The 18,747-nt window shown below is 58.5% G+C and carries 13 protein-coding genes; 5 read left to right on the top strand and 8 right to left on the bottom strand.

Annotated features, from left to right (window positions below; all coding sequences use genetic code 11):
* The first annotated feature begins 73 nt into the window (after positions 1-73).
* The 3 genes from LOY56_RS26500 to LOY56_RS26490 all read left to right on the top strand — a co-directional run bounded on the left by LOY56_RS26500 (position 74) and on the right by LOY56_RS26490 (position 4,670).
* Positions 74-1,489 (top strand): acetyl-CoA carboxylase biotin carboxylase subunit, encoded by a 1,416-nt coding sequence (locus tag LOY56_RS26500; RefSeq protein ID WP_007896523.1) that lies wholly within the window; start codon positions 74-76, stop codon positions 1,487-1,489.
* An 11-nt stretch (positions 1,490-1,500) separates the two neighbouring features.
* Positions 1,501-3,309: a sodium-extruding oxaloacetate decarboxylase subunit alpha gene (gene oadA, locus LOY56_RS26495; RefSeq protein ID WP_258618368.1), complete on the top strand. Its 1,809-nt coding sequence runs from the start codon at positions 1,501-1,503 to the stop codon at positions 3,307-3,309.
* A 155-nt stretch (positions 3,310-3,464) separates the two neighbouring features.
* Positions 3,465-4,670 (top strand): ISL3 family transposase, encoded by a 1,206-nt coding sequence (locus LOY56_RS26490; RefSeq protein WP_258618365.1) that lies wholly within the window; start codon positions 3,465-3,467, stop codon positions 4,668-4,670.
* Between the two features lie 78 nt (positions 4,671-4,748).
* Here LOY56_RS26490 and LOY56_RS26485 read toward each other — a convergent pair whose 3' ends face one another.
* The 3 genes from LOY56_RS26485 to LOY56_RS26475 all read right to left on the bottom strand — a co-directional run bounded on the left by LOY56_RS26485 (position 4,749) and on the right by LOY56_RS26475 (position 8,256).
* Positions 4,749-6,272: an autotransporter domain-containing protein gene (locus LOY56_RS26485; RefSeq protein WP_258618364.1), complete on the bottom strand. Its 1,524-nt coding sequence runs from the start codon at positions 6,270-6,272 to the stop codon at positions 4,749-4,751.
* Between the two features lie 329 nt (positions 6,273-6,601).
* Positions 6,602-7,438 carry an amino acid ABC transporter permease gene (locus tag LOY56_RS26480; RefSeq protein ID WP_258618363.1) on the bottom strand — a complete coding sequence of 279 codons (837 nt, stop codon included), beginning with the start codon at positions 7,436-7,438 and terminating at the stop codon, positions 6,602-6,604.
* Positions 7,435-8,256 (bottom strand): ABC transporter substrate-binding protein, encoded by an 822-nt coding sequence (locus LOY56_RS26475; protein ID WP_258618361.1) that lies wholly within the window; start codon positions 8,254-8,256, stop codon positions 7,435-7,437. Before LOY56_RS26475 ends, LOY56_RS26480 begins: the two co-directional genes overlap by 4 nt.
* A gap of 112 nt (positions 8,257-8,368) precedes the next feature.
* Between LOY56_RS26475 and LOY56_RS26470 the strand changes: the two genes are divergently transcribed.
* A complete protein-coding gene (locus LOY56_RS26470; RefSeq protein ID WP_258618359.1) occupies positions 8,369-9,265 on the top strand; it encodes a homocysteine S-methyltransferase family protein in 897 nt (298 codons plus the stop codon).
* Positions 9,266-9,377: 112 nt separating this feature from the next.
* Here LOY56_RS26470 and LOY56_RS26465 read toward each other — a convergent pair whose 3' ends face one another.
* The 3 genes from LOY56_RS26465 to LOY56_RS26455 are packed head-to-tail and all read right to left on the bottom strand — an operon-like array spanning position 9,378 to position 11,146.
* Entirely contained in the window at positions 9,378-10,049 is a 672-nt protein-coding gene (locus LOY56_RS26465; protein ID WP_258618358.1) for a GNAT family N-acetyltransferase, read from the bottom strand.
* Positions 10,050-10,066: 17 nt separating this feature from the next.
* Positions 10,067-10,513, bottom strand: coding sequence for a GNAT family N-acetyltransferase (locus tag LOY56_RS26460; protein ID WP_258618356.1), 447 nt, complete (start codon positions 10,511-10,513; stop codon positions 10,067-10,069).
* A 9-nt stretch (positions 10,514-10,522) separates the two neighbouring features.
* Positions 10,523-11,146 (bottom strand): FMN-binding negative transcriptional regulator, encoded by a 624-nt coding sequence (locus LOY56_RS26455; RefSeq protein ID WP_258618355.1) that lies wholly within the window; start codon positions 11,144-11,146, stop codon positions 10,523-10,525.
* A 90-nt stretch (positions 11,147-11,236) separates the two neighbouring features.
* Here LOY56_RS26455 and LOY56_RS26450 point away from each other — a divergent pair, with 90 nt between their 5' ends.
* A complete protein-coding gene (locus tag LOY56_RS26450) occupies positions 11,237-12,799 on the top strand; it encodes a PLP-dependent aminotransferase family protein (RefSeq protein ID WP_258618353.1) in 1,563 nt (520 codons plus the stop codon).
* A 25-nt stretch (positions 12,800-12,824) separates the two neighbouring features.
* Here LOY56_RS26450 and LOY56_RS26445 read toward each other — a convergent pair whose 3' ends face one another.
* Positions 12,825-17,408, bottom strand: coding sequence for a dermonecrotic toxin domain-containing protein (locus LOY56_RS26445; protein ID WP_258618352.1), 4,584 nt, complete (start codon positions 17,406-17,408; stop codon positions 12,825-12,827).
* Positions 17,409-17,677: 269 nt separating this feature from the next.
* A complete protein-coding gene (locus LOY56_RS26440; RefSeq protein WP_258618347.1) occupies positions 17,678-18,709 on the bottom strand; it encodes a histone deacetylase family protein in 1,032 nt (343 codons plus the stop codon).
* Between the last annotated feature and the right edge of the window lie 38 nt (positions 18,710-18,747).

The following is an 18,747-nucleotide window of genomic DNA, read 5'->3' as shown; positions in this document are numbered from 1 at the left end:
AATTGAAACATTTGGTCACGCGCCGACCTGGTCTGACAGGTCGTGGGTGCCACCGGCTCAAGGGAACCTCCAAGTGATAAAAAAGATCCTGATCGCCAACCGTGGTGAAATTGCCGTACGAATCGTGCGTGCCTGCGCCGAGATGGGCATTCGCTCGGTCGCGATCTATTCCGACGCCGATCGGCATGCCTTGCACGTGAAGCGTGCGGACGAGGCCCACAGCATCGGTGCCGAGCCTCTGGCCGGCTACCTGAACCCGCGCAAGCTGGTGAACCTGGCGGTGGAAACCGGTTGCGATGCGTTGCACCCCGGCTACGGCTTCCTTTCGGAAAACGCCGAGCTGGCAGACATCTGCGCCGAACGCGGTATCAAATTCATAGGTCCATCGGCTGAAGTGATTCGCCGCATGGGCGACAAGACCGAAGCGCGCCGCAGCATGATCAAGGCTGGCGTACCGGTCACCCCGGGCACCGAAGGCAACGTGTCGGGCATTGAAGAAGCCCTGACCGAAGGCGACCGCATCGGTTATCCGGTGATGCTCAAGGCCACCTCCGGTGGCGGCGGCCGTGGCATTCGTCGCTGCAACAGTCGCGAAGAACTCGAACAAGCCTTTCCACGGGTCATTTCCGAAGCCACCAAGGCTTTCGGTTCGGCGGAAGTGTTCCTGGAAAAATGCATCGTCAATCCGAAACACATCGAAGCGCAGATTCTCGGTGACAGCTTTGGCAACGTGGTGCACTTGTTCGAGCGGGATTGCTCGATCCAGCGTCGCAACCAGAAGCTGATCGAGATCGCTCCGAGCCCACAACTGACCCCGGAACAGCGCGCCTACATCGGCGACCTGTCGGTGCGTGCGGCCAAGGCTGTGGGTTACGAGAACGCCGGCACCGTGGAGTTCCTGCTCGCCGAGGGCGAGGTGTACTTCATGGAGATGAACACCCGGGTCCAGGTGGAACACACCATCACCGAAGAAATCACCGGCATCGACATTGTTCGCGAGCAAATTCGCATCGCGTCCGGCCTGCCGCTTTCGGTGAAACAGGAAGACATCCAGCACCGCGGTTTCGCGCTGCAGTTCCGGATCAACGCCGAAGACCCGAAAAACAACTTCCTGCCGAGCTTCGGCAAGATCACCCGGTACTACGCCCCCGGCGGCCCCGGCGTGCGCACCGATACGGCGATCTACACCGGTTACACTATTCCGCCGTTCTACGATTCCATGTGCTTGAAACTGGTGGTCTGGGCGCTGACCTGGGAAGAGGCGATGGACCGTGGCTTGCGAGCTCTGGACGACATGCGTCTGCAAGGGGTCAAGACCACCGCCGCGTACTACCAGGAAATCCTGCGTAACCCCGAATTCCGTAGCGGCCAGTTCAACACCAGCTTCGTTGAAAGCCACCCTGAACTGACCAACTACTCGATCAAGCGCAAACCCGAAGAGCTGGCCCTGGCCATCGCCGCCGCCATCGCCGCCCACGCAGGCCTGTGAGGAATAGAACAATGAGCAAACAAATCCACGTTACCGACACAATCCTGCGCGACGCCCACCAATCGCTGCTCGCCACCCGCATGCGCACCGAAGACATGCTGCCGATCTGCGACAAGCTCGACAAAGTCGGCTACTGGTCGCTGGAATGCTGGGGCGGCGCAACCTTCGACGCCTGCGTCCGCTTCCTGAAAGAAGACCCATGGGAGCGCCTGCGCCAACTGCGCGCAGCCTTGCCTAACACGCGTCTGCAAATGCTCCTGCGTGGCCAGAACCTGCTGGGTTACCGCCACTACAGCGACGACGTGGTCAAAGCGTTCGTCGCCAAGGCTGCGGTCAACGGCATCGACGTGTTCCGCATCTTCGACGCGATGAACGACGTGCGTAACCTGCGAGTTGCCATCGAAGCCGTAAAAGCAGCCGGCAAACACGCTCAAGGCACTATCGCTTACACCACCAGCCCAGTGCACACCATTGACGCGTTCGTGGCGCAAGCCAAGCAAATGGAAGCCATGGGTTGCGACTCCGTGGCGATCAAGGACATGGCCGGCCTGTTGACCCCGTACGCCACTGGCGAACTGGTCAAGGCATTGAAATCCGAGCAGTCGCTGCCTGTGTTCATTCACTCGCACGACACTGCTGGCATGGCCACCATGTGCCAACTCAAGGCCATCGAAAACGGTGCCGATCACATTGACACCGCGATCTCCAGTTTCGCTTCCGGCACTAGCCACCCAGGCACCGAATCAATGGTCGCCGCCCTTAAAGGCAGCGAATATGACACCGGCCTGAATCTGGAGCTGTTGCAGGAAATCGGTCTGTACTTCTACGCCGTGCGCAAGAAGTACCACCAGTTCGAAAGCGAGTTCACCGCCGTTGATACCCGCGTTCAAGTCAACCAGGTACCGGGCGGGATGATTTCCAACCTGGCCAACCAGTTGAAAGAGCAGGGCGCGCTGAACCGCATGAGCGAAGTGTTGGCGGAAATTCCGCGCGTTCGCGAAGACCTCGGCTTCCCGCCGCTGGTGACCCCGACTTCGCAGATCGTCGGCACCCAGGCGTTCTTCAACGTGCTGGCCGGCGAACGCTACAAGACCATCACCAACGAAGTGAAGCTCTACCTGCAAGGCGGCTATGGCAAAGCGCCGGGCACCGTGAACGAAAAACTGCGTCGTCAGGCGATCGGCAGCGAAGAAGTGATCGACGTCCGTCCAGCTGACCTGCTCAAGCCGGAAATGACCAAGTTGCGTGCCGAAATCGGCGCCGTGGCCAAGTCTGAAGAAGACGTGCTGACCTACGCCATGTTCCCGGACATTGGCCGCAAGTTCCTCGAAGAGCGCGCAGCCGGCACCCTCACGCCAGAAGTGTTGCTGCCGATTCCGGAAGCGGGCGGCGTGGCGTCGGCCGGCGGCGAAGGCGTACCGACCGAGTTTGTCATCGACGTTCACGGCGAAACCTACCGCGTCGACATCACCGGTGTCGGCGTCAAGTCGGAAGGCAAGCGCCACTTCTATCTGTCCATCGACGGCATGCCGGAAGAAGTGGTCTTCGAACCACTTAACGAATTCGTCAGCGGCGGTAGCAGCAAACGCAAGCAAGCCACTGCACCCGGCCACGTCAGTACCACCATGCCGGGCAACATCGTCGATGTGCTCGTCAAGGAAGGCGACACTGTGAAAGCCGGCCAAGCCGTGCTGATCACCGAAGCGATGAAGATGGAAACCGAAGTCCAGTCGGCCATCGCCGGTAAAGTCACCGCCATCCACGTGGCCAAGGGCGATCGGGTGAACCCGGGCGAGATACTGATCGAGATCGAAGGCTGAGTTACCAGCGTCGATAGACCGTTTTAAACCTCGGGGGGGCATGTGCTCCCCTTTTTTTTGGTTCTTCACGGAATCCCGGGAAACACAGAAACAAGAACGCCGATTTGATTGATGATGTTCGTGCGAGCAAACACATCTAACAAACCGGCGTTCTTATGCGCGATATTAATACTTTCCTTCCTTTTTGGGAGGGCTTTTCTGTTGTCACCATCAAGCCTGATGGCGATACGCTACAAATCGATCTAACCCCTCATGCCACCCGGTTCCCCTCCTGTGGCGGGTGCCAAAAGCCCTGTTCAACCACTCATGAGTATTGCGAGCGAACCGTTCGTGATTTACCCATCCTCGGCCGTGCGGTGCGTCTCAGTGTGTTGCTCAGACGTGTGGGCTGCCGTGATTGCGGTAAACGTATGGAGGCCGTCAGTTGGCTGGATCGCTATGCCCGCATGACGCGCCGCCTGGCTGAGGCCGTCATTCAAGCCTGCGAGCGCCTTCCCACGCTGCACGTGGCTCAACTGTTTGGGCTGCATTGGGACACCGTTCGGTTGCTGGAGCGTCGAGCCTTGCAAGCGGCGTTGAGTGTTTTGCCAAAGGCGCAGCCACGGCGCTTGGTAATGGACGAATTCGCGCTGTTCAAAGGTCATCGTTACGCCAGCGTTGTGCTGGACGCCGATACCCGGCGAGTGCTGTGGATTGGCGAAGGCCGCAGCCGTGCAGCGATCAGGCCGTTCTTCGAAGAGCTGGGGCCAGAGGGTTGCGCTCGAATAGAAGCGGTGGCGATGGACATGAACACTGCCTTTGACCTGGAGGTTCGTCAGCACTGCCCAAAAGCGCGAGTGGTCTACGACCTCTTCCATGTGGTGGCCAAATATGGAAGAGAGGTGATTGATCGGGTCCGCGTCGACGAAGCTAATCGGCTACGTCATGACAAGCCTGCACGAAAGGTCATCAAGCAAGCGCGATGGCTGCTTCTGCGCAACCCGGAGAACCTGAAAACGCCGGCGCAACAGGTCCGTTTGGAGGATCTGCTGGCGGCCAACCAAGCGTTGATGACGGTCTATTTGATGAAGGCTGAACTCAAAACGCTCTGGACGCCGAGTACCGCCTGGGGCTGGCGATCAGCCTGGAAGCAATGGCTGCGCCATGCTCATGAAAGCGGAATACCGGCGCTGATCCAGTTTGCAAAACGACTAAAGGGTTACTGGCGGGGCATCGTCAGCCGTGTTCGCTGGCCGATGCACACGGGGCAGCTGGAAGGCATAAACAATCGAATAAAGGTCATCAAGCGGATGGCGTACGGTTGCCGGGATAGCGAATTCTTTTTCATGAAGATCAAGAGCGTCTTTCCCGGTAATCCGTGAAGAACCTTTTTTTTTGCCCGGAGTTTTGGGCTTTCGTTCCCACAAGGTGTTGTGCTGAATCAGTGAATGACGGGTGAATCAGAACGCCATCCGCCACTGTCCCATCACGCTATGATTGCGACTGTCAGTGCCGATCTTCCCAGTGACGCCCACGCCCAGCGTGTGGTTGACCGAGAGCCCCAGGTCGAGCCCGGCATCAAGCGACAGGCTGTCGCGATCAAACGCTGCCCCGGCAATGTCGAAATGTTTCCCGCCCTTGACCAGCTGTTGGCGGGTTTCGCTGTCGAGCTCGCCGTAGGTGTGTTCCCAGCCGGCGCTGAATCGCGGAGTCAGGCGCATGCCGTTATCCAGTGTGTTCAGTTTCGCCGTGCGCAAGCCGAAGGTGCTACTGAAGTTGTCCTGGGTTTGCCCGTAGATTTTCAACGCCGCATCTCCACCTTTTTCGGTGTGACTGTCCCGTTGGTAGCGCTGATAACCCAGGCTGGCGAATGGCTCGATCGTCACATTGTTGCTGCCCAGGTTGAAGCCCACTTCGGCGACGGCTTGTTGGGTGTTGGCGTCATAACTGCCTTTGAGGCGGTCGCTGAATCCGTTGAACGCGACCCGACGTTTGCTGCTGCCTTCATGGTTGGCGAAGGTCGCACCGAGACGCAGCGTCAATGGGCCGTCCTGGCGCACTGCATAAGCACCCAGGTGCCAGCTGTCGAGATCGCCTTCGAATTGCCGGGCATCGAGTTTCGTCTGCGATTTTCCGCCCATCACCCCGACATACCATTGCTCGTCGAGCCGCCAGTCGGCGCCCAAAACCAAGCCATGGGTGGAATGTTTCAGCGTGTTGTCGGCGTCGCTCTCGACTTTGCCGCCATTGCCCAATGCCTGAAGCCATACGCGGCCGCTGTTTTCACTGCCAGTGGCAACGCGTGGAGCTTTGTCGGAAACATTGCCCGTGCCGTTATCCAGCTGACGCATGGCTGAGAGCATGCTGGTACTGACAGGGCTGACACTGCTTAAAGTGGCTTTTGCGAGGTTGGCGTTGCTACTTGCGGTCAATTGTTCAATGGCGACGGAGGCAGTGGCCTTGTTACTGGCCAGCAGCGCGCCGATGGCGGCGTTGGTGATCACGGTTTTGGGGGTGTCTACACTGCGGGCCAGGGCCTGCCCGCTGGCAGAGGTGGCAACCGTCTCAAGCGGCACATCGTTGCGGGTCAGCGCCACTTGAGTGTCACTATAGGAAGCCTCTGGCGTCATGAATGCCAGATTGCTGGTGACTTGTCCGAACTCACCTTCAACATTTCCGGCGTTCAGCACGGTGTGGACGGTGCTTTGGTCGTGGTTACCGGGAAGAGCAACAACATTCATGTCTGCGTTACTTGTTGTGGCCGTACCCTCGACCGTAGGCACTGAAGCGCTTACGGTGGGCTCTTCAAACACACTGCCAGCGGGGGCTACAGGTTTGGTGGCTTTTTTTCGGGTTTTGCTGGGCTTTGCGTCGGCGTCGACTTGAGGCTTCAGTTGCTGGGCCAGGGAGAACTCTGCACAACCAGCTGCAAGTGCAATGGCCAGGACAAGGTGATGGGGTATGTATTTATGTTGAATGGGCATCGAGTACAGCCTCTTTTGAGTAGAGGCCAAACTCTAAGAGGGAGGCTATAGGTGCCGATGTCAGCTGCTTCCGACGGGCTTGCGGGGAGTGTCAGATGGGTTGTGTAGAAAATGGCCAGTCGTTTGAGACCGGCTGATTTTATCTGTTCGCGCTGATGCTTTTTCTTACATCGAATCAAGATGCGGGGGCTATCGCATCTTCAAAAAAACGCATCTGCCACACGTTGAAGATCAAAAGATTGTCCGAGCGCGGCCCGAGCCTTCGGCAACGCCTACGTAGATTTTCGTACGCCCGTAGTTGCCGAAGGTTGGATTTCTCTGTTTTAAACCTAACTACGGCTCAAATACGCCTTCCCATAATGCCGCTCCATCCGCGCTTGAATCAGCTCCAATCCAATCGACATCACCCAATAAATAACCGCCGCCGTGGTCAGCATCTCGATATAGCGATAGCTCGAGCGCCCATACGACTGCGCCAAAAACATCACTTCCCAAACCCCCATCACCGAGATCAGTGATGAGTCCTTGAGCATGGAGATGAACTGGTTGGTGGTAGGCGGGATGATGGTGCGCATGGCTTGGGGCAGGGTGACGCGCCAGAAGATCACGGTTTCGCGCATGCCCAGGGCCAGCGACGCTTCACGTTGACCGTGGGGCACGCCGAGGATGCCGGCGCGGAAAATTTCACTCAGGTAGGCGCCGTAGTTCAGCGACAGGGCGATGATGCCGGCGGCGATGGCGCCTGGCACGATGCCGAGTTGTGGCAGGCCGAGGTAGATCAGCAGGATCTGGATCAGCAGCGGTGTACCGCGAAAGAATGAGGCATAGAAGCTCGCGATGCCGAACGCCACGGCGCTTTTCGACAGCCGCGCCAGGGCGGTGATGAATCCTAGCAGCGAAGACGTCACGATCGAGCACAGACACAAAAACAATGTCAGCGCCGCACCTTGCAGAAAGCCGTTGGGCGCCAGGTGCAGGCCGATCAGGTTCGGCAGTTTGTCGAGGATGATCGAGAACTTCAGGTCGAAGCTCAGGAAGAAACTCGCGAACAAGCCGAACATCGCCGCCCAGGTCAGGTACAGCCGCGTGCGGAAACCGAAAATCCGTTGCAGCAACGACTCAGCCACCGGTTGCGGTGGCTGAGGTGGTTTGGGGAAAGAAGTCATTTGCTGATGTCGGCGCCAATCCATTTTTGCGACAGTTTGCTCAGGGTTCCGTCTTGTTTCAACTGAGCGAAAACTTCACGCACTTTGCTGTTCCACTGCACGTCGCCTTTTTCGATGGCCACCGAGTTCGGTTCCGAGTACAGCGGCTGGCCGGCGAGTTTGAAACGCTTGTCTTCGTTCAGGCGTGGTTGGGCAGTGACAAGGTTGGTGAGGATCGCATCCAGACGCACGCCAGCGCCCAGGCCCAAATCCTGGAACGCGACGTTGTCGGTGTCATACGGGGCGATCTGCACATTCTCGAACGGGTACTGCAGTTGGGTGTCTTCGGCGCCTTCGATCACCAGGTTTTTGTTCAGGTAGCTTTCATAGCTGGAGGCGCTGGTGAGGCCGATTTTTTTGCCGCTCAGGTCCTTGGCGTTGTGAATGCTGTCATCCTTGGCGTTGACCACGATGACGGCAGGGGAGGCGTAGTACTCGACCGGGAAGTCGAAGACTTCGGCGCGAGCCTTGCTCGGCGTCATGGAGCAGATGCAGATATCGTAACGCCCGCTCCAGCGACCGGCGGCGATCACGTCCCAGGACGGCGTTTCGAGGCGCAGCTTGACGCCCAGTTTGTCCGCCACGGCCTTGGCCACGTCAACATCGAAACCGTCGAGCTGGTTTTGATCGTTGAGGAACGAGAAAGGTGGATAGCTTTCCATCAGCACGCCCACCAGTTCTTTCTTTTGCTCGATGCGATCCAGGGTGGCGCCTGCAAAGGCGTGAGTGGAGGCAGCCATAATTGTCAGGCCCAGGGCCAGCAGCGGTTGGAATTTCACAGTTGGATCCCTGAAAAAAAGAGGTTGTTATTAACCGAGTGGAGCGTATTAAATAGTTATAAGAACGACTCTGATAGTGAGTTATTTTCATAAGCTTATGAGTGAAAAGCATATGGGCGCAAATACGGTAATTCTGGATGGCGGCATGGGTCGTGAGCTGCAACGCCGCGGGGCACCGTTCAGGCAGCCCGAGTGGTCGGCGCTGGCCTTGAGCGAAGCGCCGCAAGCGGTGGAGGCGGTGCACGCAGCCTATATTGAAAGCGGTTCTAACGTCATCACCAGCAACAGTTATGCGGTGGTGCCGTTCCATATAGGCGAAGAGCGTTTTGCCGCTGAAGGCCAGGCCCTCGCGGCATTGGCCGGTGAGCTGGCCCGTCGTGCGGTCGATGCGGCGGGCAAACCGGTGCGTGTGGCCGGTTCATTGCCGCCGTTGTTCGGCTCCTATCGCCCGGACCTGTTCGACGCTGCGCGGGTAACTGAATTGCTGACCCCTCTGGTCAACGGTCTGGCGCCGCATGTCGACCTGTGGCTGGCGGAAACCCAGAGCTCGATCGTCGAGGCTCGGGCGATCCATGCGGGTCTGCCAAAGGACGGCAAACCATTCTGGCTGTCGTTTACCTTAAAGGATGAAGACACCGACGAAGTGCCGCGTTTGCGTTCCGGTGAGCCTGTGGCTGAGGCTGCCGCGGTGGCGGCTGAGTTGGGCGTCGAGACCTTGCTGTTTAACTGCAGCCAGCCCGAAGTGATCGGCGCTGCGATTGATGCGGCGCGGGAAACCTTTGAACGCCTGGGTGTGAAGATTTACATCGGCGCCTACGCCAATGCCTTCCCTCCGCAGCCGAAAGAGGCCACGGCCAATGACGGTCTGGACCCGTTGCGCGACGATCTCGACCCGCCGGGCTACCTGCAATGGGCGGCTGATTGGCAGAAGCGTGGGGCCAGCCATTTGGGCGGTTGCTGCGGGATCGGGCCGGAGCATATTGCGGTGCTCGCTCAGAAACTGGTTTGAAAGATCGTTCCCACGCGTAGCAAAGGAATGCATCCCGCGACGCTCTGCGTCGCCTTCCGGATCGAACGCAGAGCCGTGGCTGAATTCCCACGCAGGAGCGTGGGAACGATCATCAGGTGCGGCACTCCACCAACGTTTTCACCTGCCCCGATTCCGTCTGGTTTTCATCGGACAGCCACCGCTCGAACCCCGCGCCAATCGCTGGCCACTCCGAATCCAGAATCGAATACCACGCCGTGTCTCGGTTCTGTCCCTTGACCACCATGTGCTGGCGAAACACCCCTTCAAAACTGAACCCCAACCGCTCGGCCGCGTACTTGGAGCGGGCATTGCCGTTATTGCATTTCCATTCCAGACGCCGGTAACCCAAGGCAAAGGATTCCCTGGCCAGCAAGTAAACCGCCTCGGTGCTTCTTGGGGAGCGTTGCATCGCTGCGCCGAAGGTCACATGGCCGATCTCGATGCGGCCCTGAGCAGGGACAATCGACATCAGGCTGAGGATGCCCTGCACGTCGCCGCTGGCCCGGTCGATCACCGTGAAGAAATACGGGTCGCTGTTGGCCGCATGGTTGTTCAGCCAATCGTTGAAAGCGCTGCGCTCCGGGAAAGGACCATAAGGCAAATAGTCCCAGAGTTTCGGATCAGAGCCCGGGCCCTCCAGGGCTTTCCACAGGCCATCGGCATGACGGGGCGGGTCAAGTTTTTCCAGGCGAATGAAACGCCCTTCGATCAGTTGAACCGAGGGTGGCGGAACGCCTTTCCAGTCCGCGAGTGAAATCGACATGCTGCTCTCCTTGAACCTTATAGGGCGTGGCAAAACTGGATGAAGCCGGGACGCTCGGCGATTCGCTCATAGAGCTGGATCGCGGTGGCGTTGGTTTCGTGGGTCAGCCAATGAACCTCGCAGCACCCATCGGCCTTGGCCGTGGCGTAGACGTATTCGATCAGTTGCCGGCCAACACCGGTGCCACGGGTTTCGGGCGTTACCAGCAAGTCTTGCAGATAACAGGAGTTTTCGATGCTCCAGTTCGAGCGGTGATAGATGAAATGCACCATGCCCACCGCTTTGCCATCGGCCCAGGCCAGCGCCGCGTGGGTCGGCTCGCTCGGATCGAGCAGGCGCTGCCAGGTGCTCTGGGTGACTGCATCGGGCAATTCGGTGTTGTAGAAGCGCAAGTAGGCTTGCCACAACGGCAGCCAGGCAGCGTGATCGTCGGCGGTGACCTGGCGGATGTCGATCTGACTCATGGGGGTTCCTTAATGCATCAAGTGGGCGAGGGCCTGGTCGTGCACATCAGGGCTGGTGGCCAGCCCCTCGCGCACACCGGCGATGTCTGCAGCATTGCGGTTCTGGCTGAGCTTGCGTTTGCCCTCCAGACGCTGGATCGGCAAGGCAAAACCGACGATGGCCTTGAGCATCCCGTCAATGTAATCGGTGGGGGCATCGGCGACTTTCCATGGATGGGCGCGACCCGCTTCATGACGATCAGTCAGAGCGCTGACCAGAGTGCGCAGGCGTTCCGCATCGGTGAAAACTTCGGCCTTGCCATAGGCATGCACGGCGACGTAGTTCCAGGTTGGCACGACTTTACCGTGCTCGGCTTTGCTCGGGTAAAGCCCCGGGCTGACGTAAGCATCCGCACCGGCAAGAATCACCAGCGCTTCGGCGCCGTTTTGCAATTCACGCCATTGCGGATTGGCCCGGGCGAGGTGGCCGTAAAGGGTGCCATTTGGGCCGTGGTCGACGTTCAGCAGCAATGGCAGATGACTGGCTTGCAGGCCTTGCTCACCGTGGGTGACCAAGACCGCGAGACGAGTCCCGAGAATCTGCTGATGCAGTTCGTTCAAATCATCGATGGCGAAAGTGCTGGGCGTGTACATGGAAATTTTCCTTGGCGAATGCCTGCATCCTAGGCAGGCTATTGGTCTGTTGTAAGAGCCATTAATGACCAATTTCATAGGTCCATTATCATGTCGAACATGCCGCTTCCTTCTTCATTCAACCCCGCGGGTATCGAACTTGACCGCCGTCAGGGCCTGAGTCGTCAGCTCTACCAAGCGCTGCGGGTGCGAGTGCTCGACGGACGATTGGCCAGCGGCACACGACTGCCAGCCAGTCGCGATCTGGCGGCGGCGTTATCGATATCCCGTAACAGCGTGGTCCGTGCCTACGATCAGCTTTACGCTGAGGGCTTCATCGAGGGACGTGTTGGCGACGGGACTTATGTCGCGCAATTGCCTCAAGCCGCGGTATCGGTAAAAAAATTATCCACAAAATTATCCACAAAAGTATCCACAGGGTTTTCAACAGGGTTACCCACAGCCTTATCCACAAATTGGCTGGATTTACCTGTGATTTCATCCAGTAAAGTTATCCACAGGGGTGCTTTGGGCAGGGTTGAAAAGAACCATTTGGCCTTGCCTCCCAGTGGTCCGCCTCGGGCATTTCGTGTCGGCGTTCCGGCGTTCGATCTGTTTCCTTTCGAGGTCTGGGCCAAGCTGAATGCGGCTTTCTGGCGTAAGCCGGATTTACAGCAACTGTGTTATGGCGATCCGGCTGGCGATGCTCGACTGCGTGGGCTGATTGCCGCTTATTTGCGCAGTTCGCGGGGCATGCAGTGCACCGCTGGACAAATAGTAATCACCAGTGGTGCACAGCAGGGAATCAGCCTTTGTGCACAGCTGCTGGTGGAACCAGGCGACACAGTGGCGATTGAAAATCCGGGGTACCAGGCGGCGGGTCATGCATTCGCAGTGGCCGGCGCGCGATTGCAGGGCGTGGCAGTGGACAGCGAAGGCATCGAGTGTGCGCAACTGGCGGAACTCGGCGATTGTCGGCTGACGTATGTCACACCGTCGCATCAGTACCCGACCGGGGTGGTTATGAGCCTGGCGCGACGCCTCGAATTATTGGCTTGGGCTGAACGCACCCAGGGCTGGATCGTCGAGGACGACTATGACGGCGAATACCGCTACAGCGGCGCACCGCTGGCCCCGTTGGCGGCACTCGACCGGCAGGGGCGAGTGCTGTATGTCGGAACATTCGGCAAGGTTGCGTTTCCGGCATTGCGTCTGGGCTATCTGGTTTTGCCGCCGAGCCTGGTGGACGCGTTCGCGCAACGTCGGGCGGTGGATATGCGACATTCCGAAGTCAGTACTCAAGCGATCATGGCCGAGTTCATGGCCGCCGGCCATTTCCAGCGGCATATCCGGCGCATGCGGCGCGCGGCGCTGAGCCGACGCAATTGTTTGTTGAACCATTGGCCGATGAGCATCGAGGGCGTTGGCAACCTGCCCGCGGTGATGGCCGGGTTGCACATGACTGTGCCGGTGAGCAGCGTGGCCCGCGAACGTGAGTTGATCGAATACGCCGAAAGTGTCGAGGTCGAGGTCAACGGATTGAGCAATTACTGGCTGCCCGACTCGCAGACCCCATTGGATCAGCGAGCCGGGCTGGTACTGGGTTTTGCCGCGGTACCAGAGCCCGCGATCGAAGCGGCCCTGGCCCGTTTGCGCAAGGTCTGGTGCGACTGATCAGGTGTGGCTTTTTACCGTTGCGTCATGCTTTCGGTTCGGGTTTCAGAAACAGGTCCCGCACTGTCGGATTGACGATACGGCGCAGCGCGTTATCCACCGCATCAAAGGTATCGAGTTCCTGTCGGGTCTTCGCGGGTTGTTCCTGTAGATAGGCATCAGCAAACTTGAGGTGCGCGACGGTAAACCGGTCATCCGGATCGGTGAGGTTGTCATAATGAAAATGCGCTACCCATAGCGCCTTGTCGTTGTGAGTCTTGTCGAGGATTTTATATTCCTGAAAGTAGTCGTTGCGCTGTTTGGTTCTGATGCGGCCGCGCTCATCCTTTACGATCTTTACCTGGTTGTTTTCGTCAAGCCATTGCAGATAGGTTTCCCGAGGTTTGCGTTTCATGAGCATGGCGCCGTAGACGCTGACGCCTTCGCGTCGCAGCTTGTTCGCCCCGTCATGCAGTTCTGCGGGCAAACTCGTGACACCGAACCTGGAGCTGTTGCGAACAAGAACTTCTTTAACGGTATCGGCGGCTTGATCAAGCCGGGTCGCCTGTTGATCAAACAGATCTTTCATGTCCGCCGGCACACGCGAGGAACGTTGAGCATCGGTGCGCGTACGGCTTATGAACTTGTTGAGATTGATGCTCAAATCGAGCCCGTTGGAGATGATGCCTTCATCACTCATGGTTGCCGCTTGTGCTTGGCTACCGCGCCTCGCTTTGACGATGGGGACTTTTTCGACAGATTCCAGACTTTCTGTAGAAGGGGTCTTTTGTGCGTCAACGACCCGTGGCCGGGATTTGCTGACTTTGCCGATGGCTCTTGAAGTCGAGGGTATCGGTTCAAGTCTGGACATCGCAGCGACCGGTACTGCTTCCGGTTCCGGAAGCAACTCGAGCAGGCGATTGCGCGCCACTTGATGCAATTGCGCGATCAGTTCCTGAACGCGCTTGAATCTCACCGGCTCCAGTTGATCGGACGAGCGGACTGACAGCTCCCGCAGACGCCGTTCGCAGTCCGCCAGACGGTCAACCAGGAGGGTCAGCTGTTCCACATCCTGTGTCTGGGTGTCAGCAGATTGCGCGGCTTCGCGCCGCTCGACGAGCATGTGACCCGCATCACCTGCATTATCGAAAATTTTTACGACTAGCTGACGTGTCTGACTGATGTCGCTGCCCGACACCTCACGCAGGCAGAGCTCGGTGGACATGCCGATTTCATTGGCATAAAGGTCATAGCGCGAAAATGAAGGCTGTAACCGTTTCAGGTCACTGGCGACCTTGCGGGCGGGACCTGTACGGCTCATTAGCTTTTCCAGTGAGCTGTCCAGGCGACCGAGACGGTCAACTATTTCATCGCTCACGGCAATGGCCTTTTGTGCGGTCTCCATCTGTTTGGCACGGGTCATCGTGGTCGAGGCCTCTGCCTGGAGAGGTACGACGTTTTTTGCGTACTCGCGCAACTTCATTCTCAGCCAGCCGTTGATGTAGCGGTGCTGTTCAACGGTGAAGCGCATTAACTGCGACTGGTAAAACACGCCGGCGCCTCCCGCTTCGTGCCATTTTTCGAGGTCTTGCAGTGCCTGGTCATATCCATTGGCCAAGTCATTGGCCGTCGAGGTGTAAGTGGCGATGGCTGCGTCGGAGGCCGTTGATATGTCGTCATCCTCCAAAAGTTTTAAGGCCACCTCCAGATTGGCCTTACGAGTGGGTTCCTGTGCGATGAACTGATGCAGCGCGGCCCACGCCTCTTCCTTTTTCTTGGCTCTTGCTTGCCGAAACGCCTGGATCCGGCCGGTTGGGCCACCGCCGCGCAAGCGCAATTTCAGATCCCACACCCATTGACCTTCGGCGGTGTCGAACCTGATTCCCAATCCGGGCCGCGAGGAATCGTCTGGATCAACGACGAAAACCGGTTCGTCCGTTTCGGCACTGACCTGAAACCAGCGCTCACCGACCTTGGCGTAGCGTTTGCCCGCGAATGGATGGAGATGATCGGAATCAGCTTGCGCACCTTCGGGCAGCTGCGGTTCCGGAACCATGAGTTGATTGATGTGCTGTAAAAATCTCGTTCCTTTGTCAGCGCGGGTCTGGGCGGCCGGTGCCAGGGCGGAGAGATGAGCCTCGGGCAATTCGGCGCCCAGCGGGCTTGGGTTCTGCGCGATCATCGACGGCTTTGTGAGCGGCGGCGTGACGTTTACAGGCTCGCCCTCCGACAGGCTTTTCGGCGGGGTATTTTCGCTTTCTGGGCTTGAGAACCGAATACGTCGTGTCGCGATCCTCTGGGTGAGCAATATGCCCAAGGTCAACAGGACATTGCCAATCGAAGACCACGCCATGCTCGTGTCGCCACGCTCATGGGCGTCCAGAGCCTGCTGGATCTGGCTGATGCTTTGCCAGACCCAGATTGCGGTGCCTGCCGGGCCACTGAGGAAATTGGTCGCCACGCTGAAAATCGCCCAACCACTGTCGGCCAGCAATGCCCAGCGACGCTCGGCATTTGAGGTCGATTGGCGGTCGGCGAGCTGAGTCATGGCCTGGCTGTTGTGGGTGAACAGGGTCGCGAGAATATCGCTGCTCAGAGGCGTATTTGCCAGCTCGACAGAGGCGGTGAGGTCGAGGTGGATAAAGGGTTCGAAGGCCAGGTCGGTAATGGTCCACGGCGAGGGGGTGCCAGTGGAAAACACATACTGGGCGTATTCGAAATTCAACGCATTGGTGGGCAGCCAGGCCAGTATCGAATCGCGCAGTTCGCTCGGCTGGTAAAACGCGTACAGCATGTTTTGCTCGGACGGGAACTGGCGCAACGTTTGATCCAGCAAGGGTCGATAAAGCAGGCAGGGCCCGCTCAAGCCTTTGCGAGGGCCGATGATGTACATATTCGCCACGGTGTCCGGTGTGCTGCCAAAACGAAAATGCGGCATAAACGCCAGCGGACGAATCTGCACTGGCCATTCGGTTACTGGCGTGTTGTTTTCGATCGACTCCATCAGTTGGCAAACCTGACGGTAACCTTGTTCATCGACCCCCCCTTCACCTTTGAGTTTGCACTCCAGCGCCCGCAACGGCAGGAGCAATGGCAGCTGACGGCAGTAGCGGGTTTTGTGACGCCGGGCCTGGACCGGGTCGTCGATGAGCGTGCGCTTGATCAACTGCGGATAGGTTTCGCCGATGTTGACCTCGTTGGCCATGCTTAACAAAAACGTGACCGTCATCCAGTCCGGTGCGGCGGTTCCATTGGCATAAGCCACCGTCGCGCTGTAGGGGCGGGTGTTTTGCAGGGCGAATTCGCCAAGGGTTTCGATGCTGCGGCTGCGCGGGTCGGGTAGGGTGAAGCCGCCAGCTTCGAAGCTGTGCGTGACGGTGATCCGAATATCATCCAGATGCAATTTCACTGGGTCTTCGTCAGCTTTTTCGGCGACGATGGCGTCACGCATTTGCTGTTGGGCATAGCTTTGAATGATCGGGATGTCTTCGACGTCGAAAGCGTCACTGTCCACACCGCCTCTGAGGATGCCCAAATCAGTCAGGTAGCCACTATAGGCCTGGATATCGTCGTGTGAGCCTGCCGAAAGCCACTTGGGTATTGCGTTCTTCAGCTGCTCGACGCGTGCGCTATCCCTGGCACTGAGCGTGTTGTTCACGATCTGTCTGGACGCGAGTCGGGCCAAGGGCGAACGGCTGGTCGGGTCGAGTGTATCGATGGCGTCGAGCTGACAGCCCACCAGTGCCCGGGCCATGGCATCGAAAATGTTGCCCTCGGGTTCGTAGAGGCGCCACTTGAGGCTGTAGCCGCTGAAGTCGATGTCGATCCGTTCGGGGAGGGCGGCACCCAGTTGCTCCATCGAACTGAACGATTCGTAGCCGTTGGAGATCGTGTACATCACGATCAGCTCACGGGTGCCTTGAGTCGCCGTCAGCACCAGAGCACCGGGCAGCATCAAGTGCCGGGTGACGCTGTCCTCGGCCATTTCGAAGGCATGATCGAGATCCAGCAGGCAGGCGCGGACATTCGACAATCCGCTACCAGCCACCGGGCGCGATGCCTTGTCGGGGTGTTGCGAAACCAGGCGCCCGAGGGTGCATTGATCCGAGTTCCAGCCATTGACCGACTGAACGTCGAGCGCCTCTTTGAGGGTGTCGGACAGCAATTGCCAGCGCGGCAGTGAGCCAACGGTTTTATTCCAGTAGTCGAGCTGGCTTTGTTCGAAAGCCACAAACAATGAAGGTGCGCATTCGTTCAGCACCGAGGTAATCGCGTCCATGCTGACCGGCAGATGAATAGGTTCGGCGATATGGGGTGTCTGGGTCAGAAAGTGTTCACCCTCGATGTAGTTGGCGGTCGCTTGGGTGAAAGCCTGACGCGCCAGTGCATGGGTCAACGATTCGTAATGGCTGCTGTTGGAGACGAGAACTTCGTTTCGCTGGCGCCATACGGGGGACACCAGCATGGCCTTGCCGGGATCGATGTTTTGGTCGCTATAACGTTTTTTCAACGCGTTTCGCAACAGCTGGGCAGCTGCGTCATGCAGGGTCGGGCCGCTGCTGGTCTGTTTCACCAGACGGCTTTTGTTCAACAGCAGGGAGGCGGTGTTCGTTCGGGTTTTCTCGCTCATGGGATCGGAACCGGTTGGATAATGTTAGGGCATTAATGCCGTTCCAAACCGACAGTAATCAGGTGCCAACCGGTCCAGGTGGTACATATGTATTGGGTACAAAAAAGCCCATCGTTTTCAGGTGCGCGGCAGTAAATGACGCCAAGGGATGGGTTGACGATTCAGCCGGGGGAGAGGGGGCGCAGATAAAAAAGCCCCGCACTGGCGCGCGGGTCTTTGGCCCGGATCGTGGGGAAAAGCGCTTGAGTCAGTTCATTTCTTCTAATGCCTCATTGGGCGCTTTCAAAACCTTCGAGAACGTTCACGGCATTGATGCCGATTTCTTCCACCGCGTAACCGCCTTCCATCACGAACAGCGTCGGTTTGCCGAGACCCGCGATGCGCGCGCCCATCGCCAGGTAATCGGGGCTGTCGAGTTTGAATTGGGAGATCGGGTCATCTTTGAAGGTATCGACGCCCAAGGACACGACGATGATGTCGGCGCCGTACTTTCCGATCGCTTTGCAGGCCTGCTCCAGCGCCGCGCTCCAACTGTCCCAGCCTGAACCGGCGGGCAACGGGTAGTTGAAGTTGAACCCTTCGCCTGCGCCTTCACCGCGTTCATCTTCGTAGCCCAGGAAGAATGGGAACTCGGCTTGCGGATGGCCATGGATCGAGGTGAATAGCACGTCGCTGCGCTCGTAGAAAATCGATTGGGTACCGTTGCCGTGGTGGTAATCGACATCGAGGATCGCGACCTTTTTGTGGCCCTGATCGAGGAATGCCTGAGCGGCGATGGCGGCGTTGTTGAGGTAGCAATAACCGCCCATCAAATCGCGGGCGGCATGATGCCCCGGTGGACGGCACAAGGCGAAAGCACTGCGGGCTCCGCGTTGGATCCCCGCTTGGGCCGTGAGGGCAACTTGCGCCGCGCTATACGCCGCTTGCCAGGTGCCGGCGGTAATCGGGGCGCTACCGTCAAAGCTGTAATAGCCGAGTTGGCCATGCAGGCTGGTGGGCATGATTCGGCGCAAGGTGCGGGCCGGCCAGGTATAGGGCAGCAAGTCGCCGTCGGTATTGAATTCGGTCCAGCGCGCCCAGGCCCCTTTGAAGAAGTCGAGGTAGTCGCGGCTGTGGATGCGCTCGATCGGCCCGAGACCGAAATCCTGCGGCGCCTCGACCGGGCCAAGGTTTTGGTTCTGCACGCGTTGCAGCACATGGTCGGCCCGCGAGGGCATTTCGAAGCAGGGCATCAATTGCCCGTCCATCAATTCACAACGGCCGTGATGCAGGTGGTGATCGTCCGAGTAGATCGTCAGCATTTTTTGCGCTCCGCAGGCTGATTCGGTTGCGCACAGTC

Source organism: Pseudomonas sp. B21-048, assembly GCF_024748615.1.
Classification (GTDB): domain Bacteria; phylum Pseudomonadota; class Gammaproteobacteria; order Pseudomonadales; family Pseudomonadaceae; genus Aquipseudomonas.
This window is presented reverse-complemented; position numbering and strand designations above follow the sequence as displayed.